The sequence below is a fragment of the Aeromonas sp. 160P genome, assembly GCF_055193095.1.
In genome coordinates, this window is sequence record NZ_JBUXKV010000001.1 from 1,794,985 (window position 1) to 1,821,447 (window position 26,463).

The following is a 26,463-nucleotide window of genomic DNA, read 5'->3' on the forward strand; positions in this document are numbered from 1 at the left end:
TCGTGTTACCTAAAAAGAGACCGGCTATCAGCCGGTCTCTTTTTATTATTTAAAACAAATCTTACGCCTGTGGCGGAGTACTTTCCGCATTGGACATCACCGCATCAATTTGCACCAGGGCACCGGCGGGCAGTTCGCTTACCCCAAATACGGTGCGGGCGGGCAGATAGCCCGGGAAGTATTTGGTGTAGACGGCGTTGACCGCATCCAGATCGGCGATATTGCCGAGCTGGATATTGACCTTGACGATATCGTCCATCACATGACCGATGCTCTCGACGATGGCTTTGATATTACTCAGGCACTGGGCGGTCTGCTCTTTGATGCAGCCTGTCAGGATCTTGCCGGTGGCGGGGTCGATCGGCAGCTGGGCGGTCAGATGGTTGTAGTGGGAGAAGGCGACAGTCTGGCAATGGAGCGGGCTGCGCGGTGCCTTGTCGGTATTGCGGGCAGCGATCACCAGATTGTGGCGGTCTTCCACTAGTTGCGGCGGAGTGCCGTCACCGTGGGAGATCACCGCATCCATCTGCACCCGGGCACCCATGGGCAGGGCGGCGGCACTGACCACCGAGCGGGCGGGCAGATAGGCCACGGCACGGGCAATGGCGGAATCGGGGAAGAAGGTGGTGTAGACCTCGTTGACGGCCTCCAGATCGGCGAGGCTGGTCAGGTAGATATTCACTTTGACGATATCGTCAAACGGCACGTCGATGCTCTCCAGCACCGTTTTGATATTGCGCAGGCACTGACCCGCCTGCTCCTTGATACCATCGGCGACCAGCTGGCCCGAGGTGGCTTCGACCGGCAGTTGCGCGCCGATATTGTTGTAGTGGGAGAAGGCCACGGTATGGGTCGAGAGCGCGTTGTGCGGCGCCTTGTCGCTATTGCGGGCGAGCTTCACCAGCGCGCAGGGGGCTTGCGGGAAGGTGCCTTCACCATTGGAGATGATGGCATCGATCTGCACCAGCGCACCCAGCGGCAGGGCGGCGACGGCGAGGGTGGTGCGAGTCGGCAGATAGCCCGGGAAGAATTCGCGATAGACGGCGTTGACCGCCTCCAGATCCGCCATCTCTTTGAGGAAGATGGTCGCTTTGACCATATCGTCCATCACGTGGCCGATGCTCTCGATGATCGCCTTGAGGTTGCTCAGGCACTGTCTGGCTTGCGCGGTGACATCGCCACTCACCAGCTTGCCGGTGGCCGGATCCACCGGCAGCTGGGCGGAGATATTGTTGTAATGAGAGAAGGCCACCGTTTGGGTGCAGGGGCCCAGATCCTGGGGCGCATTGGTGGTATTTCTTGCCGACTTGATGATGGTGCCACTCATAGATATGCCTCTTTTTAATATTTGTTGTTAATTCAGATACAGGTTTACCCCATCTGGTTGTACGCCATGGCCATTTTGCCTGCGGCGGCATCCCCGGTTATTATTTGTGATCCACTCAATAGCTGAATGGGATAAGAGAGGAGGTGACAGGGTGAATATTTCAGACGTTGCGATTCTATGAGTGGCCATCAGGGGTTGCAAACCAGTGATTTCATTTCTATGAGATGGCTCAATGCTCGCAAATTTAATGTTATTGCTATTCAATTCACCCTGAATAGTCGCCCATTCGCCCGCCAATGGCCCTGCACCGACCGGCAGCCCTGTCAGGGCAGGGGTTGGGGCGCAGGCCACGGCAGAGCAGGGCTGTGAATAAAGGGTTAACGCTATGCTTCACGCTGCCACCAAACGATTTTATTGTGCATAGATATGTACTTTATGTTTTTTTAGTCATCTATCTTGCCGCATGAAAATATGCTAGCTGCCATTCATGTTGCAACAGCTAAAGATGTGGCTGGAATATAATGCAAATATTTGCATGAGCGGTTGCTGACAATATTGAAATAATGGCAGCTTATCCGCTGATGGGGGTCATATTTGTCTCGCCATATAGATGGTGAAATATGCGCAGATATTGCAGTGGCACAATATGGGCCGATGCTCGACTAATGGGATCAGGCTGCAAATTCGGTGACATGGCCGCTGTTGACGCCGTGCTGCGAAGTCGATGGTGCAAGCCAGTCTGGTGTGGGCTGACCGGGTTAGCGGCACAAATAGCAGCCCCCGATCAGGGGCTGCTATTAAGGCAGTGAGTAAGGCTGCGAGTAAGGTAGTGAGGAGGGATGTAAGTGCGGCGGCTGCCAAGCCGGAGAGGTTTTATCCCGCGGGATAGAGTGCACCCAGAACGGCCGGGCGGCTGGCGCCGGTGACGGCGGGCAGGTTGCCCGGCTTGCGATGGATAAAGCACATTGCCAGCCAGGCAAATGCGGCTCCCTCCACCCAGTCGGGGGCAAGGCCCAGCTCGGCGGTGCTGGCGATGCGCCAGCCGGGCAGCAGGCTGGCCAGCTCCTTCAGCAGCGGTGCGTTATGGGCGCCGCCGCCACAGACAAACAGCTCGGCTTTCGGTTGGCTGGCACCGACCGCTTCGGGCCGGTCTGGCAGTTGGCGGGCGATGCTGTGGCAGGTGAGCGCCTGCAGGGTGCGCTGCACATCCACGGGGGCGTAGCCACTGCCTGCCAGCTCGCCATCGAGCCAGGCGAGGGTGAACATCTCCCGCCCTGTGCTCTTGGGGGCGGGGGCGGCGAAGTAGGGATGAGCGAGCAGCTTGGCGAGCAGCGGCGGGATAAGTTGACCGCTGGCGGCCCATTTTCCCCCGGCGTCATAGCTGCCACCGTGGGGCTGATGGCGGCGATACCAGCCATCGAGCAGGGTGTTGGCGGGGCCGGTATCGAAGCCATACACTCCGCCCGCGTTGCCCGGCAGTACCGAGATATTGGCGATGCCGCCGAGGTTCAGTACCACCCGCAGCGCGCCGGGTTTGGCAAACAGCGCCTGATGGAAGGCAGGCACCAGCGGCGCCCCCTGACCGCCGAGGGCCATGTCCATGGTGCGAAAATCGGCGATAACGTCGATGCCGGTCAGGGCGGCCAGCAGGGCGGCGTTGCCGATCTGCAGGGTAAACCCAAGCTGCGGGCGGTGGCGGATGGTCTGGCCGTGGCTGCCGATGGCGCGAATATCCTTGGGGGTCAGCCCGGCCTTGGCCAGCAGCGCGTGGGTGGCGGTGGCAAATTCGCGGGCCACCAGATTATCGGCCACCCCCATGCGATCGATTTCGTTGTCGCTCGGGGTGCAGAGCTCGTGCAGCTCGCGGGCGGTGGGCCAGGGGTGGCTGATGGCCGCTTCGACCCGCAGTTCATCCCCGTCGATCATCACCAGCACGGCGTCGATCCCGTCCATGCTGGTGCCCGACATCAATCCGATATAGCGTTCAGTCATGGTTGCTCCTCAATGAAAGGTTGCCGAGAAAGGGGCGTGGAAAGAGGTTAGCGGGTGAGGTTTTTACCCCGCCCGTCTGGTTGCCGCGACTATCTGTCGCAACTATCTGCCACGACTATCCCGCTTGTTCTGGGCCAGTTGCAGCTCGGGGTTGTCGAGCTTGGCCAGTTGCGGCATCGCCAGCTTTTTGAAGTTGGCCAGCTCACGCCCGCTCAGGGTTTCGGCCTGCGGCAGGGTGAGGGTGCGCGGGTTCTTGTGAATGCCGCCCACCACAAATTCATAGTGCAGGTGCGGGCCGGTGACGCGACCGGTGCCACCCAGGGTGCCGATGGTCTGCCCCTGCTTCACCCGCTGCCCCTTGTTAACGGTGCGTTTGGTGAGGTGCAGGTACTTGGTCACATAGTTGCCGGCATGCTTGATAAAGACATAGTTGCCGTTGAACTGGTTGTAACCGGCGGCCACCACGCTGCCTGAGCCCGCCGCCATGATGGGGGTGCCTACCGGCGCCACATAGTCGATGCCGTTGTGGGGGCGGATCTTGCCAGTCACCGGATGGAGGCGGCGCGGGTTGAAGTTGGAGCTGATGTATTTGAAGTTGACCGGCGCCCGCAGGAAGCTCTTGCGCATAGCCTTGCCTTCCGGGGTGTAGTAGTTGCCATCTCTGTTGAGTACGGCGCGATAGATAGCGCCGTCGTTGACGAACTCGGCAGCCAGAATATCGCCGGAGGCGACCCGTTCGTCGTCGCGGAACTTGTCTTCGTAGACCACCCGGAAGCTGTCTCCCGGCTGCAGATCCTGGGCAAAGTCGATGTCCCAGCCGAAGATGGCGGCCAAGTCCATGATCTGATCTTCGGTCATCCCCGCCTCCACCGCGGCGCCCCAGAAGCTGGAGCGGATCTCCCCCTTGCTTACCTGTTCGCGGGTGTCGAGGGCAATCTTGAGGTTGCGGGCGAGAAACGTATCAGCCTTGCGGCTGACCTTGAGCGCCTGCTCCAGACTGTGGGGGTAATAGAGGCTCTGGAGATCGCCGTGCTCGGTGAGTTTGAAGGTGAGCTCCTGCCCCGGCTGCAGCATCCGCAGGGGATCGCTGCCATCGAGCTGGTCAATCAGGTGCAGATCCGTGGTGCTCAGGCCAATGCGCTGGAAGATCACCCCCATGTTGTCGCCACGGCGCACCTTCACCTGTTTGGTGATGTAGTGCGGCTTGGGCGGGGTGGTCGTTTGTGCCAACAGGTCAGCGTCATCCGGTTGCGACTCGGCGGCAAGCTCCCCGCTGTTGTCATCAACCCGGGTGGCGACCGCCCGTTCGCTTGGCCAGGCAGCCAGCATCATCACCATGATGCTTAAAATCAGCACCATTTTACGGTGCCAGGTGGGAAGAGCGTTGAAGGCGTTCCAAATGATCATGAGAGGCTGACGAAATCGGGCAGAATGGACGGATTTTACAGCCTTTCCAATTGGCCCGCCATTCCAGTAATATGTTTGGCCCTGTGGAATCGTGATTGGAGAGTCAAAAAATGTCCCAGCTCGAGGTGGCGCTAGCCGAGATCAAGCGCGGAGCGGAAGAAATTCTGGTTGAAGAAGAACTTGTTGCCAAGTTGAAGGAAGGGCGCCCGCTGCGCATCAAGTTGGGCATGGACCCGACCGCCCCCGACATTCACCTGGGTCATACGGTGATCCTCAACAAGCTGAAGACCTTCCAGGATCTGGGTCACGAGATCATCCTGCTGATCGGCGATTTCACTGCCATGGTGGGTGATCCCTCCGGCAAGAACAGCACCCGTCCGCCGCTCTCCGAAGAGGCGATCAAGCACAACGCCCTCACCTATGCCGAGCAGGCGTTCAAGATCCTCGATCCCGCCAAGACCCGTATCGAGTACAACTCCAGCTGGCTGGGCGAGCTGGGCGCGACCGGCATGATCAAGCTGGCGGCCAAGCAGACCGTGGCCCGCATGATGGAGCGCGATGATTTCAAAAAGCGCTACACCGGCGGCCAATCCATCGCGATTCACGAATTCCTCTATCCGCTGCTGCAAGGCTATGACTCGGTTGCGCTGAAAGCGGACGTCGAGCTCGGCGGTACCGATCAGAAGTTCAACCTGCTGATGGGCCGCGAGCTGCAAAAAGATGCCGGTATGGCCGCCCAGTGCGTGCTGATGATGCCGCTGCTGGTGGGTCTGGATGGCGTCAAGAAGATGTCCAAGTCCGCTGCCAACTACATCGGTGTACACGATGCCCCGGGCGAGATGTTCGGCAAGATCATGTCTATCACTGACGTGCTGATGTGGAACTACTACGAGCTGCTCTCCTTCCGCCCGCTGGCTGAAATCGAAGAGTTCAAGGCAGGTATCGCCGCTGGCACTCTAAACCCGCGCGATGTGAAGATCTGGCTGGCTAAAGAGATCATCACCCGTTACCACGACGCAGCGGCAGCCGAAGCGGCCCACGAAGATTTCACCCAGCGCTTCTCCAAGAACGCCATGCCGGACGAAATGCCGGAAGTGGAGTTGGCGCTGGAAGGTGACGGTCTGGCCATTGCCAACCTGCTCAAGGATGCCGATCTGGTGGCCACCACCTCCGAAGCACTGCGGATGATCAAGCAGGGCGCGGTCAAGGTTGACGGCGAGAAGCTGGAAGATGGCAAGGCACTGGTCGGTGCCGGTACCGCCGTCTATCAGGTTGGCAAGCGCAAGTTTGCCCGGATTACTGTCAAATAAGCAGTACTGTTAAGTAAACAGTACTGCCAGGTAAGCAGTATCATCAGGCAAGTCGGCCATCAGGTCGATTCAAGCTTGTTTAACAGGGCCTCCTTCGGGAGGTCTTGTCGTATCTGGGGGGCACGGATCTGGGCGATAAAGTGCCGCAGGACGGCGCTGCCGGGGTGCTGCCGCGTCGCCAGACTGATGCTGGTCATCATGCCGTTGCCTGCAATGGGGTGATAACTGACCCCGAGCGGGCGCAGCGCCGCCACCGAGCTTGGCACCAGGGTCACCCCAAAGCCCGCCTGCACCATGGCGACGGTGGAGATCACCAGCGGACATTCGGGCCCCAGTATCGGCTCGAATCCGGCCTCCCGGCAGAGGGCCACTATGCCGTCATAGAGCCCGGGCCCGATGGCGTGGGGGAACAGAATAAAACTCTCGTCCTTCAGGCAAGCTAGTGGCACGGGGCCCGGTTTGGCCTTGGGGTGGTTGGTCGGCAGCGCAATCAGCAGCGGCTCCTGATCGATAAGGTGATGGGCAAACCCCTCGCTGCCACGGCAGGGCAGCCGCAAGATGGCGGCATCCAGCCGATCGTTGCGCAGCGCCTCCACCAGTGCTGGCATTGTGTCCTCCTGCGGGCTGAGGGCCACCTCGGGGTAGCGCTCCCGGTAGTCGTGCAGCAGGGTCAGCACCGCGGGGTGGAGCACGGTTGAACCGGCAAAGCCAATCCGCAGCGCCCCCTGCTCGCCCCGGGCAATCCGCTTTACCTTCTGTTTCGCCCCATCGGCCAGCGCCAGGATCTGCGCCGCATCCCGATAGAGGCTCTCGCCCGCCTCGGTCAGTTCGATACTGCGGGTCAAACGGCGCAGCAGCGGGGTGCCGAGGGTCTCCTCCAGTTTGCGGATCTGCTGGCTCAGCGGCGGCTGGGCCATGTTGAGTGATTCGGCTGCGCGGGTGAAATTCTGCTTTTCAACAACGGCCATGAAGTAGCGGAGCGTACGAAGTTCCATATCGATTGAGTCTCAAAGTCATGGGGTCAGCGTATTGGTGTTGAAATGTGAACCAAGTCACCATTGGATCCGAACGCTAACAGGATTCACGGTGGAGGTGAAACCCGAATGGAACATATTGCAACATCTGACAGTGCCGGGTGCAGCTGTGCCCTCGAAGTGAGCCAGCAGTTTTCCCGCTGGCGCAGGCAGCATGACGGTGGCGAGATCTACCAGAGTTCCCTGATGAGCGCCCTGCTGGCGGGGGTCTACGAAGGGGAGACCACCATGAGCGAGCTGCTGCGCCACGGCGACTTTGGCCTCGGCACCTTCAACCACCTCGATGGCGAGCTGATCGCCTTCGAGCGCCAGATCCACCAGTTGCGCTCCGATGGCTCGGCCCGGCCCGCCCGCGCCGATCAGAAGACCCCCTTCGCGGTGATGACCCATTTTCGCCCCTGTCTGGAGCGCCGCTTCGACCATCCCCTGAGCCGTGACGAGATCCACCAGTGGGTGGATCGGCTGGTGGGCTCCGACAACGTCTTCGTCGCCCTGCGCCTCGACGGCCAGTTTGAAACGGCCAAGGTACGCACTGTGCCGCGTCAGGAGCCCCCCTATCGCCCGATGCTGGAAGCCATCGAACAGCAACCGTTGTTCCGCTTTGCCGCTGTGGCGGGAACCCTGGTGGGCTTTCGCTGCCCGCCATTCGTGCAGGGGGTCAATGTGGCGGGCTTTCACGAGCATATGATCACCGCCGATCGCCAGGGGGGCGGCCATCTGCTGGACTACACCATGGCCCACGGCACCCTGCGTCTCTCTGTGGTGCGTCACCTCAATCTGGCCCTGCCAGCGGATCCGGCTTTTCGTCAGGCCGATCTCAACCCTGCCGATCTCGATCGCGCCATTCAGGCCGCCGAAGGTTGATATACAAGGATCAATATCATGGAAAACAGACAGTGGAACTGTGGTGCCGAGCTGGTGGTGCGCCATCTGGAGGCGCAAGGAGTCAAGCAGGTGTTCGGGATCCCGGGTGCCAAGATTGACCGGGTGTTCGATGCGCTGGAGGACTCCCCCATCGCGACCATAGTGGTGCGCCACGAGGCGAACGCCGCCTTTATGGCTGCCGCCGTGGGGCGTCTCACCGGCAAGGCGGGGGTGGCGCTGGTCACCTCGGGTCCCGGCTGCTCCAACCTGATCACCGGGCTGGCGACCGCCACCTCGGAAGGTGATCCCATGGTGGCGCTGGGCGGTGCGGTGCGCCGCGCCGACGGCCTCAAGCTCACTCACCAGAGCATGGATACGGTCAACCTCTGCCGTCCGGTCACCAAGTTCAGCGCCCAGGTCAACAGCGGGGCGGCGATCTCGGAAGTGATGGCCAACGCCTTTCGCGCCGCCGAACTGGGACGGCCGGGGGCGGCGTTCGTCAGCCTGCCGATGGACATCATCAACAAACCGGTGCAAGGGTGCGTGTTGGTGCCCCACGAGGTGCCGGAGCCGGGCTGCGCCGATGAGCAGAACATGGAGCAGGCATTGACCCTGCTGCGCAGCGCCGAGAATCCGGTGGTGCTGCTCGGCCTGATGGCGAGTCGGCCTTCGACCGCCGAGGCGGTGCGCACCTTCCTCGACAAGGCGCGGCTGCCGGTGACCGGCACCTATCAGGCCGCCGGGGTGGTCGACAGTTGCCACTTCGATGACTTTGCCGGACGGGTGGGGCTGTTCAACAACCAGCCGGGGGATCAGCTGCTGGCAGGGGCCGATCTGGTGATCTGCATCGGCTACAGCCCCATCGAGTACGACCCCGTGCTGTGGAATGGCGATCGGGAGCGGCGCATCCTCCATATCGACGTGCTGCCCGCCGATATCGACAGCAGCTACTGCCCGAGCGCCGAGCTGGTGGGGTCGATCCGCGCCAACCTGTTGCAGCTGACCCGCATCATGGGCAATCCGAAAATCCGTCCCCCCGAGGTGGATCGGCTGCTGCAAGGGGTGCGCCAGCAGCGGCTGCGGTTGGCGTTGCGGGCCGACGATCTGCACGGCAATCCGGTTCACCCCCTGCGCATCGTGCGCGAGCTGCAGGATCTGGTGCGCGATGACATGACCCTCTGCGTTGACATGGGCAGCTTCCATATCTGGATTGCCCGCTACCTCTACAGCTTCCGTGCCCGTCAGGTGCTGATCTCCAACGGTCAGCAGACCATGGGGGTGGCGCTGCCGTGGGCCATCGGCGCGGCGCTGGTGCGACCGGGTGAGAAGGTGATCTCGGTATCGGGGGATGGCAGCTTTATGCAGTCGAGCATGGAGCTGGAGACGGCGGTGCGGCTCAAGAGCAACATAGTGCACATCATCTGGGTCGATAACGGCTACAACATGGTGGCGATGCAGGAGCAGCAGAAGTATTGCCGCACCTCCGGCGTCTCCTTTGGCCCTATCGACTTCAAACGCTATGCCGAATCGTTCGGGGCAGCCGGTTTCGCGGTGCGCTCGGCCGACGAGCTACGCGCCACCCTGCGCGCCGCGCTGGCGGTGGAGGGGCCAGCGGTGGTGGCGATCCCGGTGGATTACTCCGACAACCCGGGGTTGATGGCCCAGCTCAGGCCAGAAGTATTGGCATAAGCACTGGTAAAAGTGCGGGCATCAGTAGTGGCATCAGTGCTGGCCTGAATAGATAAACGCAGGCAGACAGGCCAGCCCACATAGCAAAAACCGGCATCAGGTGATGCCGGTTTTTTATTGCTACGCGGGATTGGCGGCCTTAGCGGGCCAGCTGGACTGCGGCGCGCGCGCGGGCCGGTTGCGGGTGGTGCTTGGCTTTTGGCGCGCAGGCCACTTTCAGGCGCAGCCACTCGCGCCACAGCAGCCAGCAGAGTGGCAGGGTCAGCAGCAGCACGGTGGCGGGCTGAGCCATCAGCACCCCGTCACGGCCCCACAGTTGCGGCAGCAGGAAGATGAGCGGCAGCAGCAGCAGGGTTTTAGCGAGGGAGATGACCAGCGCTTGCCGGGTTCGCGCCATGGATTGCAGCAGCACTATGCCGAATACGATGATCCCCTCCAGTGGAATGGCACCGAGGTTGAGGGTCAGGCTGCTGATGGCTGCGGCCAGCAGTTCGGGATCGTTATTGCCGGTATAGAGCATGGCGACCTGGCTTGGCAGCAGCTGGATGGTGAGCCACACCAGCATGCCGTAGATAAAGGTGATCTTGAGCCCCATCTCCATCAGGAATTTGAGGTCGCGGTGGCGCTTGGCCCCCGCCGCCTTGCTGATCAGCGGCTGAATGCCGAACGCCAGCCCCTGCAGGATCACGATAAAGACCGCCTCGGTGTAACCGGCCACGGTAAAGCCCGCCAGATCCTTCACATTGCCATACACCATCAGCTGGCTGTTGTGCAGCATCAGCAACAGGCCGAGGTTGAACTGGGCAATCAGGCTCGGCAGACCGGTAAACAGCAGGTTCGGCATGGCCGGGAGGTTGGGCACCAGATCCCGCCATGCGAGTTGCAGCCGGGCCCAGGGGGTAAAGAAGTAGCCAAGGCCGATCAGGCTAACAATTCCCTCTGCCATCAGGGTGGCCTGGGCGGTACCGATCAATCCCAGTCCCAGCCGACCCACCATGATGTAGTTGAGGATGATGTTGAGCACGGCGCCGCTGCTCACCAGCACCATCGCCAGTTTCGGGCGGCCATCGTTGCGCAGCAGATAGGGCACCGCCAGATTGCTGGCCAGCAGCAGGGTACCGCCGCCAATCCAGGTGAGGTAGTCGCTCGCCTGCTTCCAGGTGTCGGTGCCCTGCTCGATCCCCAGTCCCAGCAAGATATCGGTGTGGGTGTAATAGAGCAGCGCGGGCGCAAGCACCCCGAGTCCTGCCAGCAGCCAGAGGGCATTGACCAGCGCCTGACGGGCCAGCTTGTCGTTTTTCGCCCCTTGCTGAAAAGAGATGGCGGTAGCCGCCCCCATGCTGATCATGGCGGCCAGACCGATCAGCACCATGATGACCGGATAGACCAGATTGATCCCGGCGAGTCCAGCGGCACCAACGTAGTGGCCGACGAAGATGCCGTCGATAAGGTAGTAGGCCCCCGAGACCAGCATGGCAAGAATGGAGGGGAGGGCGTAAGCCCAGAAGCGGCGGGTCATCGCCTGTTGGCGCAGTGTTAAATAGGCAGACATATCTGTTCTCTTGGGGAGCTCGATTATCGAACAGAGAGTGTAGATTAATACTGATTTGGTGATAATCAGGGTTTCACTTGATGGATTGCTGAGTATTTCTCATCAATTCGAGGTGGGTAGTGGGCCTTGAGCATGTCGATCAGGATGCGCAGGCCGCTGCCCAGTTGATGGCGGCTGGGATAGAAGAGGGAGAAACCGGCAAAGATGGGGCACCAGGGCTCCAGCACTGTGAGCAGTTTTCCCTCTGCCACTTTTTGGCTCACCTCCTCTTCCAGGCAGTAGGCGAGCCCCAGCCCCGCCTCGGCGGCACCCAGATAGAGGGCCGGGGTGCTGGTGGTCAGTGGCCCGGTCACTTCAATCTCCAGCATGTTGCCATCGGCGGCAAAGGCCCAGCGATAGTGATGGTGCGGGGTGAGGCGATAGCCGATGCAGGCGTGGCGACTCAGCTCGCTCGGGTGCTGCGGTGCGCCATGTTCGGCCAGATAGGCGGGGGAGCCCACCACCAGATAGCGCTGGGGCGAGCCGAGGGGGATGCCGATCATCTCTTTGGGCAGCAGATCGCCGTAAAAGAGCGCCGCATCATACCCATCTTCAATCAGCCGGGGCATCAGCTCCTGCTCCACCACCTCCACCTGCATTCTGGGATAACGGCGCAGATAGTCGATAAGCACCGGTGCCAGCAGGCTGTCAATGGCGCCGCGCGGGGCGCAGAGCTTGATCCGGCCCACCGGCTCGTCGCTGTTGCGAGCCAGCTCGCTGAGCGCCTCTTCCAGGGTGTTAAGGGTTGGCAACAACTGCTTGAGCAGCCGCTGGCCCGCGTCGGTCGGCACCACGGCGCGGGTGCTGCGGTTGAGCAGACGGACACCTAATCTGGCCTCCAATCCTTTCAGACTGTGGCTAATGGCGGAGGCGGAGACCCCGAGTTCGAGGGCGGCCTTGCTGAAGCTGCGGTGACGGGCGACGGCGGCAAACACCGCCAGTTCGGCGAGATCGGTACGGGTAATGGTCATCATCAATCAACAAAAAGGCGTGAGTCACAAGGGTACGCCAAGGCTGTGCTGCACACAATCCGCGCGCAATGGGTGACTTGTTGCAAAAATGTAGCTGCCCGCAGGCCATTGATTCCAGTGAAACTAAGTTGAATTGTTAAAAAAAACTCACAACAAGGCATTCGCAATGTGATCTTGGTCGTCCGAAAGGCGACCCGAATCAAACTTTGGTTGATTAATTCAAAAAAACGCTGTGATTAATAGGGGTATTTAATTAGAGTCAGCCCATCAAGAGTGGTGCACGTTAAGTAGTTGTTAAGCGAGACGGGCGCTGACCCTCAGGGTCAAAATTTCGCACTGTTGTTTGTTGCGGTCTTGTTGTCACAAGGAGTGATGGCCAGGTCGCCGGGGTGCGAGAGGTTAATGAGAGGGATGAACAGCAGGCGTTCCAGGGAGATGGAACCGGGCCGAGAGCCCGAACAAACAAGAATCCCATTTTTCCTAGATGACAGGAACAACATATGTCTGACATGAATATTGCAGCTGATGGTCGTTTAGCCAGCAACGCTTCCCGCGGCATCAACAAGGCCGATGTGGTCTGGATGCTGGGTCTGTACGGTACCGCGATCGGTGCCGGTGTGCTCTTCCTGCCAATCAACGCCGGTGTAGGTGGTCTGTGGCCGCTGGTTGCCATGTTGATCCTGGCCCTGCCGCTGACTTTCTTCGCTCACCGTGGTCTGGCCCGCTTCGTGCTGTCCGGCTCTACCCGTGATGGCGACATCACTGAAGTAGTAGAAGAGCACTTCGGCAAGACCGCAGGCAAGTTCATCACCCTGCTCTACTTCTTTGCCATCTACCCGATCGTACTGATGTACTCGGTCGCCATCACCAACACAGTCGAGAGCGTGATTGTTCACCAGCTGGGCATGTCTGCACCTCCCCGTGCCGTTCTGTCACTGGCGCTGATCCTCGGTCTGATGGCGGTTGTTCGTCTGGGCGGCCAGGTTATCGTCAAAGCGATGAGCGTGCTGGTATTCCCGTTCGTAATCACCCTGATGGGTCTGGCGTTCTACCTGATCCCGCATTGGAACGGTACCATCATCACTGAAGCACCAGCGCTGGCTGACGCCTTCAACGGTGACTTCCTCAAGACCCTGTGGCTGGCTATCCCGGTAATGGTGTTCTCCTTCAACCACTCCCCGATCATCTCCTCCTTCGCGGTGGACAACAAAGGTCGTTACGGTGAAGGTGCCGAGAAGAAGTGCAGCAACATCCTGCTGGGCGCCCACGTCATGATGGTAATGACCGTTATGTTCTTCGTATTCAGCTGCGTACTGAGCCTCTCTCCGGCTGACCTGGCTGCTGCCAAAGAACAGAACATCTCCATCCTGTCCTACCTGGCCAACCACTTCGACAACCCGGTTATCGCCACTGTGGCTCCGTTGATCGCCATGGTTGCCATCAGCAAATCCTTCCTGGGTCACTACCTGGGTGCGCAAGAGGGCATGAACGGCCTGATGGCCAAGGCGCTGCGTGAGAAGGGCAAGAACGTTGACACCAAGCAGCTGAACAAAGTGACTGCAGTGTTCATGATCCTGACCACCTGGGCCATCGCCACCATCAACCCGAGCATCCTCGGCATGATTGAAGACCTGGGCGGCCCGATCATCGCAATGCTGCTGTTCCTGATGCCGATGTACGCCATCACCAAGGTTCCGGCCATGCGCAAATACGCTGGCAACATCAGCAACGGCTTCGTGACCCTGATTGGCCTGATCGCCATGTCCGGTATCATCTACAAGCTGATTGCCTGATAACTCCGGTTACCAAGTTGAATGAAGAAGCCGCCTCGCAAGAGGCGGCTTTTTTTATGGCTGTTTGGGGCGGTGAGCGGATGCGATAGCGCTACTTCATCAGCTTCTTCACCTCGTCGCTGGCCAGCGCCTTGTTGAATTTGTCCCGCGCCTCTTTCCCCTTGGCGGAGTTGGTAAAGCAGACGTGGAGGGACTTGTCCTCGAGGATCTTGCTGTTGAAGCCGAGGTTGGCGGCGACGTCCTTGAGTTGGGGATCGCTCTTCAGCAGATAGGTCATCACATTCTGGTCGATGACGGCCAGATCGAGACGACCGTTGCCGAGCTTGAGCAGGTTCTGGCTGTCCGAGCTGGTGGCGTCTGCAGAGAGTGCCTTGCTGGCCACTTTTTCGTCGAACTCGGTGGTATTCACATAGCCGGTGACGACACCAATTTTCTTACCCTTGAGGTCATCAAGGCTCTGCCAGGTGACCGGCTGATCGGCTCGCTGGGCAAAGCCGAGGGGGCCGTTACCTATGGGGTCGGAGAAGAGGCAACTGCTCTTGGGGTCGAGATACTCGGGGAAATAACCCAGCACCTCGGGGTTGTTGAGCGCCTCGTCCACTGCCCGCTGCCAGGGGAAAAACTTGATGGTCAGCGGGTCGCCAGCCAGGGCAAAGGCTGCGGTCACCACCTGACTGCTCTTGCCTTGTTCAGGGAGGCTGGCGCTGGTGTAGGGGGGCCATTCAAGGCTGGTCAACACCGCCGCCTGAGCGGCCGACATGCCGAGCAGGGGGAGGGTGGCCAGGGCGAGGTGCTTCCATTTCAGGCTCATAGGGATAACTCCTTGTGGTCGAACACCTCTTAAAGATAGCCCCGGTGTCGATTGCGGATGCAGGCCATGGCTGACCGGCATTCTTTCTATCTATTTGTTGTCGATATTCTCCGACTGCCAGAGTGCATAGCCCTTGCCGGAAGCCGTGGTGGGCAGATCAATCTGCATCAGGTCATTGCCGATAACGAACGGCCCCGTGTAGCGGGCACGCAGATCCTGCGCATCAATCACTGACCCGCACTACTGACGGCTGCACTGGCTGGCGCTGGCATCACCTTGCAGCCCGCCGAACAGGTGCAAGGCCATATCGCCGCTGGGCGTCTGCTGCCGCTGCTTGGCCACTATCAGAGCCCTGCCAAGACCCTCTACTTCATCTATCCGGCGGCGCGCCGTCAGGTGCTCAAGATCACCCTGCTGGGGGATTTTCTGGCCGAGTCCCTGCAATCGGAATCTGAAGCTGAATAAAGGGCTGCATATTCCCCGCTCGGACGCTTAACAAAGGGGCGGGGGAGGCCTAACATGGCCCGACATCTGTTTATGAATCGGGACAAAGGAATATGTCTGCGTTGAACAAGGATCTCGGGCTCTGGCAGGGGATGGGGCTGCTCGCCACCTCACTGCTGGGTACCGGGATCTTCGTGGTACCGGCGACCGCCGCCTCGCTGGCGGGTGGCGCCTCGCTGTGGGCCTGGTTGCTGCTGATTGCGCTGGTGCTGCCCATCGCCTTTACCTTCGCCCGCCTCGGCCGCCACTATCCCCATGCGGGCGGCGCGCCGCACCTGATTGGCCTCGCCTTTGGCAATGGCGCCGAGCGCTTCTCCGCCTTTCTCTTTCTGGCGGTGCTGCCCGTGGGGTTGCCTGCGGCGTTGATGATTGCCGCCGGTTTCTGGCACGCCCTGTTCGAGATGGGGGAGTGGAGCCTGTGGGGCATCCAGCTGCTCACCCTGCTCGGGGTCTTTCTGCTGGGGCTGCGCGGGGCGCGCTCCTCCGGCAACCTGCAACTGCTGATTGCGCTGGCGATTCTGGGGCTCACCCTGCTTATCTGGTTCAAGGGGGAGGTGAGCTGGCGTGACGCAGCCCGGCCGCTGCCGACGGCAGATGAGTGGCCTGCCATGGCCACCGCACTGGCGGTGATGTTCTGGTGTTTCGTCGGGCTCGAGGCCTTCGCCCACATGGGGGAGGAGTTCAAGCGGCCGGAGCGGGACTACCCCATCGCCCTGCTTGGCGGTGTGCTGCTGGCGGGGCTCATCTACTGGGTGCACTCGCTGGTGGTGCTCAAATATGGCCTCTACGGCGATGAGGCGAAAAACGCCACTGCCATCCCCTCCCTGCTGGCGCTGCTGTTCGGCCCCACCGCCAAGTGGCTGGTGGCGGTGCTCGGCTATCTCTCCTGTTTTGCCAGCATCAACATCTACATTCAGGGTTTTGCCCGGCTGATCTGGAGCATGGCGCGAGAAGGCAAGCTGCCCCCTTCGCTGGCCCAGCTTACCGCGCGCGGCGCGCCGCTGCGGGCGCTAAGCCTAGTGCTTGCCATCTGCCTGCTCTGCATCACCCTGATCATCTGGCTGCGACTGCCGCTCGATGAGCTGATCCGCTACGCCAATGGCAACTTCGTGCTGGTCTATCTGCTCTGCATGGCGGCAGGCTGGCGCCTGCTCGGCGGGGTCGGCAAGGTGCTGGCGGGGGTGAGTGTGCTGCTCTGCGCCCTGGTGCTGGTGGCGCTCGCCTCCCAGGTGCTCTATGCGGTGGTGCTGAGTCTTTGCTACGGCGGCTTCTCGCTGTGGCGGCGCCATCTGCGCCGCACCCGTCAGCAGGATGCGTTTTCGGTGGCGAAGTAAGGTCTCCCCGATTGCCGGAAAAATGAGGAAGCCCTGAGGTTCAGGGCTTTTTTGATTCAGGCATATGTGATGTGCATATGAATACTTGTTGGCACGCTATTTGCCGAAAAGTGCGGGGTCGGATCAACTCAACGGCGATTTATAACCAAAAAAAGTGGGATCCAGCTCTCGTTTTGCTTAAAGTGCTGCTTTCCGATCCCGGTGGTCGGAATGCCCGCAAGGATGCCCTTCAGACGTAAACAGGATGGCCTGGCCAGACTGACTCACAGCGATATTCACTGTTCCGGTTCCCTTTTCTGCCGCGCCTCTGCTGGCAGCGCCCTGTTCCGTTCAGTCAGTCCGGGTTTTGCGTCACTTTCATCGAGCATTGTCTCCATCTGCTGCGAGTGAATCATGAGCGAATCGGTTTTTGAGATCCACGACTGGACCCTGAGGGTTGACGACAACATGTTGTGTCGCCCCGACCGCGAGGTCTACCTCGAACCCAGACTGGTCAATCTGTTGCGGTTTCTGGCCCACCATGCCGGCACCGTATTTGGCCGCGATGCCCTGATCAACGAGGTGTGGGACGGCGCCGAGGTGACCGATCAGGTAGTGACCCAGTCCATCTTCGAATTGCGCAAGATCCTCAAAGATGGTCGCACCGATGCGACCGACTATATCGTTACCGTGCCCAAGCGTGGCTACAAGCTGGTGGCGCCGGTACGGCCGCTGCAAGTGCTCTCAGTGGTGATGGCGGATGAACAGCCCGCGCCCGCGGTCAATACCGCTCTCTCTGACAACCCGACTCTCTCTGACCTGAGCCCGCCCGCGGCTGATCACGAGGATGATGCACTGCCCAATGCCGCCCCTTTCCCCGCCGGGCCCCTGACCCGCGCCATCTCCACCCATGCCAAGGATGCTCGCAGCCGCTGGAAGATGGTGAGTTTCGATATCTTTGTTGCCATCGTGCTGATCGCCATTGTCAGTATGCTCAGCTACCAGCACACCAGCCCCCAGGTGCACGCCATGCTGGATCCCAATCTGCTGGTGTTCCGCTTCCACTCTGGTATGGATGACAACAACGAAAACGTGCGTCTGGCCGATGGCATCACCCGTGCCCTGATGGGGGAGGTGGCGGTGGCCACCCCGCTGCGGGTGCAGTACGGCGCCACCAACCTGATGGGGGGCATCATGCCCGGCAAGGAGCTGAGCGTGCGGGTCACCCGCCAGCCTCGGGGTACCTATCTCGACTTGGAATACCGCAATATCAACACCAACCGGGTGCTGTTCAGCCATCAATACCAGCTCAGCCGCCACAATGTGCACGGGGTGTTGCAGGCCAGCAGTCAGGATCTGCTGCGCGCCCTCGGCCAGCCCGATGCTGAGCCGGGGATGGGCTGGCCCACCGACGATGCCTCGCTGATGGCGCTGATGGAGGCACACTACTACACCAACAGCCGGGATCCGGTGGCCCTCAAGCGGGGCATCGATCTACTGGAGCAGGCGCTGATTGCTCATCCGGATCAGCCGCTGCTGCTGGCGGAGCGTTATCTGGCGGGCGAGGCGCTGGCGACCCTGGCGGGCAAATCCGAGAGCGAGCGGCTGCAGGGGATCGGCACCCATCTCGCCCGCGTGGTGCAAACCAGCGGCGTGCTGCCCGCCCGGGTGTGGGAGGCCCTGACCCTGCAGGCGATCCTCAACGGCCAGCAACAGCAGGCCGACTATCTGTTGGAGAAGGTCGCGAGCCGCGGCCGCTCGGTGCTCTACTACATACTGCAGGGCAAGATGGCGGAGCTGGATGGTCGCCCCGAGGCGGCGGGGGATGCCTACAGTCAGGCCTTCCTGATGGAGGCGACCGAGCAGACCTATCTGCTCTGCCAGCAGCTCGGTTTCTACAGCAATATGGAGACCCTCACTCCCGCCCTGTTCAATGCGCTGGGCCAGAGCAAGGTGAAGCTCTTCTAACTCTGCGGCTCTTGTTTCCTCTCGGTCGGCGCGGTTGCCGACCCCATCCACAGGCTGCCTTCGGGCGGCCTGTGTTGTTTCTGCCTCTCTTCATCCTGCTGCCTGCCATTGGGGATAGCCGCTCTGGGGCTGCCTAATTTATCTCCTGCTATTCCACCACTATCCCCATTTGCCTTATCGCGGCACTCGTGCTTGCCCGGCTTTGTGCCGTGAACTCAGCTCACTTCTGCCATCCCATTGTTGCCGGCGGGATAAAATGTCCGTCACTGCGCACCGTTGAACAGTTATCGCCACTTAGCTTTGCCTTTGAGTCTGGATTGCGATGAGACGAGTAGAGAGTCGAACAGGAGGTGAGTGGCCACTCAGGGTGATGATCAGCAGGGCGTTCGGGTGGTTCCAAGGGGAGGGGCGCAATGGAAGCCTCTTTATCCCGGGTTTATCTGGCCAAAAATGTCAAGACGGCGAGATAAGGGGGTTATCAAGGGGCAAAAACGGGGTGGCCGGATATCAAGGTTTTATCAAGATGGCGGTGTGGCTTGATGTCAATTTGCTGTTTTTAAATGGTTTTTAGCAAAAGCGATGAGGCTGCGAAAAAAGTTGGCTCATATTTTTATCCGTTAGCTGCTCCTTATGTTTTTCGGGGACGAGAGGCCTAGTCTGTGCCCATTCCTTGGCGGCACGTTTCGCCAAATGTGTATGTGACGACCCGACCTTTTATAGAACCGGAGATCTTATGTCCCTAGATACGAGCAAGAAGATTGGCCTTATCGCCTGTACAGGTGTGGTGGCCGGCAACATGATGGGGAGTGGCATCGCGCTGCTGCCTTCTGCATTGGCCACCATAGGTTCCATCTCCATTTTCAGCTGGGCAATCTGTCTGGTTGGTGCCATGGGCCTCGCCTTCGTCTTCGCCCGCCTTGCTACCAAGAACCCGCAAGAGGGTGGCCCCATTGCTTACGCTGGCGAAATCTCTCCGGTGTTCGGTTTCCAGACCGGTGTGCTTTATTACCACGCCAACTGGATCGGTAACCTGGCCATCGCCATTACCGGCGTCTCCTACCTCTCGGTCTTCTTCCCCATTCTCAACAGCCCAATCCCGGCCGCTGCAGCTACTATCGCCGCCGTCTGGATCTTCACCTTCGTCAACCTGCTCGGCGGTAGCTGGGTGAGCCGACTCTGTACTCTGGGTCTGGTGCTGATCCTGCTGCCGGTTGTCGGTACTGCGGTGATGGGTTGGGGCCATTTTGATACCACCGTCTACAGTCAGAACTGGAATACCACCAGCGGCAGCGACCTGCATGCGGTCATCAGCGCCGTGCTGATCTGCCTCTGGTCTTTCGTCGGTGTTGAATCCGCCGCCGTCTCCTCCGGCATGGTGAAGAACCCCAAGCGCACCGTACCGCTCGCTACCATGCTGGGTACCGGTATCGCGGGTGTTATCTACATCCTCTCTACCCAGGTGATCAGCGGCATGTTCCCGGCCGGTGAAGTGGCTGCCTCCGGCGCCCCGTTTGCCATGGCCTCTTCCGCCATCTTCGGTAGCTGGTCTGCCCCGTTCGTCTCAGCCTTCACCGCCCTGGCCTGCTTCACCTCGCTCGGTTCCTGGATGATGCTGGTGGGCGAGGCGGGCAAGCGTGCCGCCAACGACGGCAACTTCCCGAAAATCTACGGCGAACTGGACAAGAACGGCGTGGCCAAGAAGGGTCTGATCTTGGGCTCCCTCAAGATGACTGCCCTGATGATTGGCCTCACCGCCTTCACCTCCCAGTCCGCTCACGCTGCCGATCTCTTCAACGTGCTGACCACAGATGCGGTGCTGCTGACCATGCTGCCCTACTTCTACTCCAGCATTAACCTCATTCGCTTCGAGGGCATGACCTCCCGCAGCATAGGCGCGATGATCTTCTCCGGTGTGGCCTGTGTCTTCTGCCTGGTGGCCCTGATGGGAGCCAAGGGGTCCAACCTCACTGCCACCTTCGTGGTGTCGCTCATCATCCTGATGTTCTACGCCAAAAAACAGGGTCTGCGTCAGCACGACGCCCTGCTCAAAGAGCAAGCCAGCCACTAATTCCCCTTTTATCTTCCGAGCGCTCTTCACTCACCATCCCTGATGGAGAGCGCCCCTTCACGTGTGGAGCATTACGATGAATATCATTGCCATCCTCAACCACCTGGGCGTTTTCTTTAAAGAAGAACCCATTCGCCAGCTGCAAGCCTCCCTCGAGCGCAAGGGTTTCGAGGTCGTCTATCCGGTCGATGTGGCCGATCTGCTGAAGCTTATCGAGAAGAACCCCCGCGTCTGCGGTGCCATCTTCGACTGGGACAAATACTCGCTGGGCCTGTGCAAAGAGATCCACGATCGCAACGAGAAGCTGCCGATCTTCGCCTTCGCCAACGACCAGTCCACCCTGGATATTCACCTGACCGACCTGCGTCTGAACGTGCACTTCTTCGAGTACCGTCTCGGCATGGCCGATGACATCGCCCTCAAGATGGGTCAGGCCACTCAGGAGTATCAGGACGCCATCCTGCCGCCGTTCACCAAGGCGCTGTTCAAGTACGTGGAAGAGGGTAAATACACCTTCTGTACCCCGGGTCACATGGGCGGTACCGCCTTCCAGATGAGCCCGGCAGGCAGCATCTTCTATGATTTCTACGGCCCCAACGCGTTCAAGGCTGACGTCTCCATCTCCATGCCGGAGCTGGGATCCCTGCTGGATCACTCAGGTCCGCACAAGGAGGCCGAAGAGTACATCGCCCGTACCTTCAACGCCGATCGCTCCTATATCGTCACCAACGGCACCTCCACCGCCAACAAGATCGTCGGCATGTTCTCCGCACCAGCGGGCAGTACCGTGCTGGTTGACCGCAACTGCCACAAGTCGCTGACTCACCTGATGATGATGAGTGACGTGACCCCGCTCTACTTCCGTCCGACCCGCAACGCCTACGGCATTCTGGGCGGTATCCCGCAGAGCGAATTCAGCCGCGAGACCATAGCTGCCAAGGTTGCTGCTACCCCGGGTGCCCAGGCTCCCCGTTATGCGGTGATCACCAACTCCACCTATGATGGCCTGCTCTACAACACCGGCTTCATCAAGGAGAGTCTGGATACCCCTTACATCCACTTCGACAGTGCCTGGGTGCCTTACACCAACTTCAGTCCGATCTACGAAGGCAAGTGCGGCATGAGCGGCGAAGCCATGCCGGGCAAGGTGTTCTACGAAACCCAGTCCACCCATAAGCTGCTGGCGGCCTTCTCCCAGGCCTCGATGATCCACATCAAGGGTGACGTGGAGGAAGAGACCTTCAACGAAGCCTTCATGATGCACACCTCCACCTCGCCCCAGTACGGCATAGTGGCATCCACCGAGATCTCTGCTGCCATGATGCGGGGCAACACCGGTAAGCGGCTGATCAAGGACTCCATCGATCGCGCCGTCTCCTTCCGCAAAGAGATCAAGCGTCTGCGTGATCAGAGCGAAGGCTGGTTCTTCGACGTATGGCAGCCGGACAACATCGACACCGTCGAGTGCTGGAAGCTGGATCCGAAAGATGATTGGCACGGTTTCAACGGCATCGACGATGACCACATGTACCTCGACCCCATCAAGGTCACCCTGCTGACTCCGGGTATGGGTCGTGATGGCAAGCTGCTGGAGAAGGGCATCCCTGCTTCACTGGTCTCCAAGTTCCTGGACGAGCGCGGCATAGTGGTCGAGAAGACCGGCCCTTACAACATGCTGTTCCTGTTCTCTATCGGTATCGATCAGTCCAAGGCGATGCAGCTGCTGCGTGCCCTGACCGAGTTCAAGCGCGGTTATGATCTGAACCTGACCATCAAGAACATCTTGCCGAGCCTCTATCGTGAAGACCCGAGCTTCTACGAAGGGATGCGCATTCAGGCGCTGGCCCAGAGCATCCATGATCTGACCTGCAAATACCGTCTGCCGGAGCTGATGTTCAAGGCGTTCGACGTGCTGCCGGAGATGAAGATGACTCCGCACGCTGCATGGCAGCAAGAGCTGGCGGGCAATCTGGAAGAGGTGCCGTTGCGTGACATGGTTGACCGCATCAGCGCCAACATGATACTGCCGTACCCGCCGGGAGTTCCGTTGGTACTGCCGGGCGAGATGGTGACTGCCGACTCCCTGCCGGTGCTCGAGTTCCTCGAGATGCTGTGCGAGATCGGTGCCCACTACCCGGGCTTCGAGACCGATATCCACGGCCTCTATCGTCAGGCCGATGGCAGCTACACCGTCAAGGTGCTGCGTTAATCGCCAGTGACAACCATCGACAGTGACAACAGTCGAAAGTAACAATAACGGGCCGCAAGGCCCGTTTTTCCCTCCAAAATTCCTGTTCTTATTGCGTGAGTCGCCAATCATGAAGCGAGTGCTCTCCATTCAATCCCACGTAGTCTTTGGCTGTGCCGGCAACAGCGCCGCCGTTTTTCCCATGCGTCGCCTCGGGATCGAGGTGTGGCCGATGAACACGGTGCAGTTCTCCAACCATACCCAATACCGCGAAGGCTGGCAGGGGATGGTGATGCCCGGTGGCCATATCCGTCAGCTGGTGAACGGCCTGGCGGAGATCGGCGTGCTGGCCCAGTGCGATGCGCTGCTGAGCGGCTACCTCGGCTCGGCCGAACAGGGGGAGGAGATCCTGGCAGCGGTGGCCCGACTCAAGGCGCTCAATCCAAACGCCCTCTATTTTTGTGACCCCGTGATGGGTCACCCCGACAAGGGGTGCATAGTGGCACCCGGCGTCGCCGATTTTCTGAAAAACCGGGCATTGGCCTGCGCGGATATGCTGGCCCCCAATCTGCTGGAGCTGGAACAGCTCACCGGCCGCGATATCCGCAATGTGCCGGAGGCTATCGAGGCGTGCCAGCAGCTGCGGGCACAAGGGGTCAAGCTGGTGATGGTCAAGCATCTGGGCAAGGCCGGCTTTGCCATGGACCGCTTCGAGATGCTGCTGGTGTGCGAGGAGGGGGATTTTCACCTCTCCCGCCCGCTCTACCCCTTTGCCCGCCATCCCATCGGGGTGGGGGATCTGCTGAGTGCCACCATGCTGGCCAATCTGCTGGCCGGTTGCACCCCGGTGGCGGCGTTTGAGCGCACCAACGCCAGCGTGGATGCGGTGCTGGCCCGGACCTGGCTGGCGGGGGCCTACGAGCTGCAACTGGTGGCGGCCCAGCACGAGCTGGCGCTGCCGCAGGTCTCCATCCGGGCGACCAGACTCTGACTGGCTTTGGCCAACAGCGGAAACAACAAAGCCCTGATCATCAGGGCTTTTTACATTTCTGATCTCGGGAGAGGGCTCAGTCCTGCGGGCTCCTGAGCGCCTTGAACACATCCTCTTTGGGCTCCAACTCCTTGACCTGATTGAAGATCTCCAGCTCCCCCTGCGGGCTGACGGTGTAGGCATCGGCATCCTGATAGCTACCGCTGCCGGCGCTCTCGATGATGACCACCAGCTCGGGCTGTTTGTCGCCATTCAAATCGACCAGCTTTAGCTCCCGGATAAAGCCGTTGCGGGCCATCACCTTGCCATCCTGAAACTCATCCAGTGGAAACTCGGCGTTCTGGCCCGAATAGAGTCGCACGTCATAGCTGCCGATGGAGGCGGGCTCACCGACCCCCTGCGCCACCCGGATCATCTGACCGGAGGGCAGGGTCAGTTGTTTGCTAAATCCCTCTTCGGCTTGTGCTTGTGCCGCCAGCGGCAGGGCCAGCAGCCCCACCATCATCAATGCTCTGTTCATCTTGCAACCTCTTGCTGTCTGTTGAGCGCGGGCTCCCGGGGGAGCCCGCCGTGATGCGGTTACCAGATCTTCACCCGCTTCTGGGGCGGCAGATAGAGCTTTTCCCCAGGCTGGATGTTGAATGCCTCATAGAAGGCGGGAATGTTCGGCACCACCCCGTTGACCCGGTACTCGGGGGGCGAGTGAGGGTCGGAGCGCAGCATCATCTGCATCAGCTCGGGGCGATACATCCCCTTCCACACCTGTGCCCAGCCGAGGAAGAAGCGCTGTTCGCCGGTAAAGCCATCCAGCACCGGTGCCTCCTTGCCATCCAGCGACAGCTCGTAGGCCTTGTGGGCGATGGTGAGACCGCCCAGATCGCCGATGTTCTCCCCCAGAGTGAACTGGCCGTTGACGAACTGGCCGTTGATGGGCTCGAAGCGGTTGTACTGGGCCACCAGACGGCTGGTACGGAAGCGGAACTCCTTGAGATCCTGCGGTGTCCACCAGTCGCGCATTATGCCGTCGCCGTCGGATTTGGCCCCCTGATCATCAAAACCGTGGCCCATCTCGTGGCCAATGACCCCGCCGATGGCGCCATAGTTGACCGCATCATCCGCCGTCATGTCGAAGAAGGGGGGCTGCAAAATGGCTGCCGGGAAGACGATCTCGTTGTTGCTCGGGTTGTAGTAGGCGTTCACCGTTTGCGGCGACATGTGCCACTCGTCCCGATCGACCGGTTTGCTGAGGCGCGCCAGACTGTCTGCGTATTCAAAGGCTTGCGAGCGCTGCAGGTTACCTACCAGATCATCCGGTTTGATGGCGATGGCGCTGTAATCCTGCCACTTGTCGGGGTAGCCGATCTTGGGGCGGAACTTGGCCAGCTTCTCAAGCGCCTGCGCCTTGGTCTCGGGCGACATCCAGTCGAGCTCTTTGATGCTCTGGCCGTAGGCGGTGCGCAGGTTCTCCACCAGCTGCTCCATCCGCTCCTTGGCCGCTGGCGGGAAGTAACGGGCCACATAGAGCTGGCCGACCGCTTCACCCAGATGATCGTTCAGCACCCCGAGCGCCCGCTCCCAGCTGGCGCGCTGCTTGGGTGTGCCGCTCAAGGTGGTGCCGTAGAAGGCGAAGTTGGCGCGGTCGGTCTCGCTGTCGAGATAGGGGGCGTAGTCGGTCAGCAGTTGCCACTTGAGGTAGGCCTGCCAGTCGGCGATGGGAGTTTGGGCCATCAGCTGATCCAGCGCGCTCAGATAGGTCGGCTGACCGATGATGAGCTCCGGCTGGGCAGCAATGCCTGCGGCGTTCAGATATGCCTGCCAGTCGAGGTGAGGGGCGAGCCGTGCCAGTTCGCTGGCGGGGCGCTTGTTGTAGTTCTTCTCCCGATCCCGCAGGGCCACGTTGTCCCACTGGATGGTGGCGAGCCGGGTTTCGAGGGCCAGAATCCGTTTGGCCTTGCCGCTCGGATCCGACTCCCCGAGGCGGCTTAGCATGGCGGCGATATGCTGCTGGTACTTCTGGCGCAGCGCCTGACTGTCGGGATCCTGCTTGAGGTAGTAGTCCCGATCCGGCAGCCCCAAGCCCCCTTGGTAGAGGTAGACCGTATAGCGGTCGGGGGACTTGGCATCGGCGTTGATCCAGATACCGAACGGCGCGCCGCCGCCCATGCGGCCTGATTGGGCAAAGGCGCGGGCCAGTGCGGCCTGATCACTGATCCGGTCGATATCGGCCAACGCTGGAGCCAGCGGGGTGAGCCCCTTGGCGTCACGGCCTGCCTGATCCAGATAGCTGGCGTAGAGATCGCGGATCTGCTGGGTCGGCGTGCCAGTGGCGGCCTCCTGCTTGGCCAGCCCCTCAACCAGCACCCGCACATCGGCGAGGGATTTGTCCCGCAGCATATAGAAGGCGCCATCGGCGGGGCGATCGTCAGGGATCTTGGCGGTGGCGAGCCACTTGCCATTGACGTAACGGAAGAAGTCATCGCCGGGTTTGACCTGGGTATCCATATTGGCCAGCGCCAGCCCGGAGTGTTTGGGAGATTCTTGCGGTGCCTGACTGCAGCCAGCCAGCAGGGCCAGTCCAATCAGACCGGCCAGTAAGCTTTTGTTATTGTTCATGCTGTTTGATTCCAATTCGGGTTGTTTGC

The 26,463-nt window shown here is 60.5% G+C and carries 20 protein-coding genes; 10 read left to right on the forward strand and 10 right to left on the reverse strand.

The window, feature by feature from the left end:
* Nucleotides 1-61: 61 nt before the first annotated feature.
* From ACY8FN_RS08550 to ACY8FN_RS08560, 3 genes are all read right to left on the reverse strand, one after another.
* Entirely contained in the window at nt 62-1,327 is a 1,266-nt protein-coding gene (locus ACY8FN_RS08550) for a RidA family protein (protein ID WP_463099746.1), read from the reverse strand.
* 873 nt (nt 1,328-2,200) lie between these two features.
* Entirely contained in the window at nt 2,201-3,319 is a 1,119-nt protein-coding gene (locus ACY8FN_RS08555) for an anhydro-N-acetylmuramic acid kinase (protein ID WP_463099747.1), read from the reverse strand.
* 102 nt (nt 3,320-3,421) lie between these two features.
* Nucleotides 3,422-4,726, reverse strand: coding sequence for a peptidoglycan DD-metalloendopeptidase family protein (locus ACY8FN_RS08560; RefSeq protein WP_068978779.1), 1,305 nt, complete (start codon nt 4,724-4,726; stop codon nt 3,422-3,424).
* A gap of 110 nt (nt 4,727-4,836) precedes the next feature.
* On the opposite strand from ACY8FN_RS08560, the gene tyrS reads away from it, so the two are divergent.
* Nucleotides 4,837-6,036 carry a tyrosine--tRNA ligase gene (tyrS, locus tag ACY8FN_RS08565; RefSeq protein WP_463099748.1) on the forward strand — a complete coding sequence of 400 codons (1,200 nt, stop codon included), beginning with the start codon at nt 4,837-4,839 and terminating at the stop codon, nt 6,034-6,036.
* Nucleotides 6,037-6,095: 59 nt separating this feature from the next.
* Here tyrS and ACY8FN_RS08570 read toward each other — a convergent pair whose 3' ends face one another.
* Nucleotides 6,096-7,031, reverse strand: coding sequence for a LysR family transcriptional regulator (locus ACY8FN_RS08570; RefSeq protein WP_303844596.1), 936 nt, complete (start codon nt 7,029-7,031; stop codon nt 6,096-6,098).
* Between the two features lie 108 nt (nt 7,032-7,139).
* On the opposite strand from ACY8FN_RS08570, the gene budA reads away from it, so the two are divergent.
* Nucleotides 7,140-7,934, forward strand: coding sequence for an acetolactate decarboxylase (budA, locus tag ACY8FN_RS08575; protein WP_098970148.1), 795 nt, complete (start codon nt 7,140-7,142; stop codon nt 7,932-7,934).
* A gap of 18 nt (nt 7,935-7,952) precedes the next feature.
* On the forward strand, nt 7,953-9,623 hold the full coding sequence (gene alsS, locus ACY8FN_RS08580; protein ID WP_463099749.1) for an acetolactate synthase AlsS: 1,671 nt from the start codon (nt 7,953-7,955) through the stop codon (nt 9,621-9,623).
* A gap of 139 nt (nt 9,624-9,762) precedes the next feature.
* On the opposite strand, the gene ACY8FN_RS08585 is transcribed toward alsS, so the two are convergent.
* Nucleotides 9,763-11,175, reverse strand: coding sequence for an MATE family efflux transporter (locus ACY8FN_RS08585; protein WP_463099750.1), 1,413 nt, complete (start codon nt 11,173-11,175; stop codon nt 9,763-9,765).
* 65 nt (nt 11,176-11,240) lie between these two features.
* On the reverse strand, nt 11,241-12,185 hold the full coding sequence (locus ACY8FN_RS08590) for a LysR family transcriptional regulator (protein WP_101318232.1): 945 nt from the start codon (nt 12,183-12,185) through the stop codon (nt 11,241-11,243).
* A 500-nt stretch (nt 12,186-12,685) separates the two neighbouring features.
* Here ACY8FN_RS08590 and ACY8FN_RS08595 point away from each other — a divergent pair, with 500 nt between their 5' ends.
* Nucleotides 12,686-13,978, forward strand: coding sequence for an HAAAP family serine/threonine permease (locus ACY8FN_RS08595; protein ID WP_162515640.1), 1,293 nt, complete (start codon nt 12,686-12,688; stop codon nt 13,976-13,978).
* 91 nt (nt 13,979-14,069) lie between these two features.
* Here ACY8FN_RS08595 and ACY8FN_RS08600 read toward each other — a convergent pair whose 3' ends face one another.
* Nucleotides 14,070-14,789 carry a substrate-binding periplasmic protein gene (locus ACY8FN_RS08600; RefSeq protein ID WP_463099751.1) on the reverse strand — a complete coding sequence of 240 codons (720 nt, stop codon included), beginning with the start codon at nt 14,787-14,789 and terminating at the stop codon, nt 14,070-14,072.
* Nucleotides 14,790-14,879: 90 nt separating this feature from the next.
* Nucleotides 14,880-15,020 carry a hypothetical protein gene (locus ACY8FN_RS08605; RefSeq protein ID WP_463099752.1) on the reverse strand — a complete coding sequence of 47 codons (141 nt, stop codon included), beginning with the start codon at nt 15,018-15,020 and terminating at the stop codon, nt 14,880-14,882.
* A 12-nt stretch (nt 15,021-15,032) separates the two neighbouring features.
* Here ACY8FN_RS08605 and ACY8FN_RS08610 point away from each other — a divergent pair, with 12 nt between their 5' ends.
* From ACY8FN_RS08610 to pdxY, 6 genes are all read left to right on the forward strand, one after another.
* The gene (locus ACY8FN_RS08610) at nt 15,033-15,254 is read left to right on the forward strand and encodes a LysR substrate-binding domain-containing protein (protein WP_463101147.1); all 222 of its coding nucleotides are present in this window, start codon (nt 15,033-15,035) and stop codon (nt 15,252-15,254) included.
* A 92-nt stretch (nt 15,255-15,346) separates the two neighbouring features.
* The gene (yjeH, locus tag ACY8FN_RS08615) at nt 15,347-16,627 is read left to right on the forward strand and encodes an L-methionine/branched-chain amino acid transporter (protein WP_463099753.1); all 1,281 of its coding nucleotides are present in this window, start codon (nt 15,347-15,349) and stop codon (nt 16,625-16,627) included.
* Nucleotides 16,628-17,020: 393 nt separating this feature from the next.
* A complete protein-coding gene (cadC, locus tag ACY8FN_RS08620) occupies nt 17,021-18,574 on the forward strand; it encodes a lysine decarboxylation/transport transcriptional activator CadC (protein ID WP_463099754.1) in 1,554 nt (517 codons plus the stop codon).
* 733 nt (nt 18,575-19,307) lie between these two features.
* On the forward strand, nt 19,308-20,642 hold the full coding sequence (cadB, locus tag ACY8FN_RS08625; protein WP_463099755.1) for a cadaverine/lysine antiporter: 1,335 nt from the start codon (nt 19,308-19,310) through the stop codon (nt 20,640-20,642).
* A 76-nt stretch (nt 20,643-20,718) separates the two neighbouring features.
* On the forward strand, nt 20,719-22,851 hold the full coding sequence (locus ACY8FN_RS08630; protein ID WP_463099756.1) for a lysine decarboxylase CadA: 2,133 nt from the start codon (nt 20,719-20,721) through the stop codon (nt 22,849-22,851).
* Nucleotides 22,852-22,960: 109 nt separating this feature from the next.
* Nucleotides 22,961-23,821: a pyridoxal kinase PdxY gene (gene pdxY, locus ACY8FN_RS08635; RefSeq protein ID WP_463099757.1), complete on the forward strand. Its 861-nt coding sequence runs from the start codon at nt 22,961-22,963 to the stop codon at nt 23,819-23,821.
* A 76-nt stretch (nt 23,822-23,897) separates the two neighbouring features.
* Here pdxY and ACY8FN_RS08640 read toward each other — a convergent pair whose 3' ends face one another.
* Together ACY8FN_RS08640 and ACY8FN_RS08645 are read right to left on the reverse strand one after the other, a co-directional pair.
* Nucleotides 23,898-24,341 carry a PliI family lysozyme inhibitor of I-type lysozyme gene (locus ACY8FN_RS08640; protein WP_463099758.1) on the reverse strand — a complete coding sequence of 148 codons (444 nt, stop codon included), beginning with the start codon at nt 24,339-24,341 and terminating at the stop codon, nt 23,898-23,900.
* Nucleotides 24,342-24,400: 59 nt separating this feature from the next.
* Entirely contained in the window at nt 24,401-26,434 is a 2,034-nt protein-coding gene (locus ACY8FN_RS08645; RefSeq protein ID WP_463099759.1) for a M13 family metallopeptidase, read from the reverse strand.
* Between the last annotated feature and the right edge of the window lie 29 nt (nt 26,435-26,463).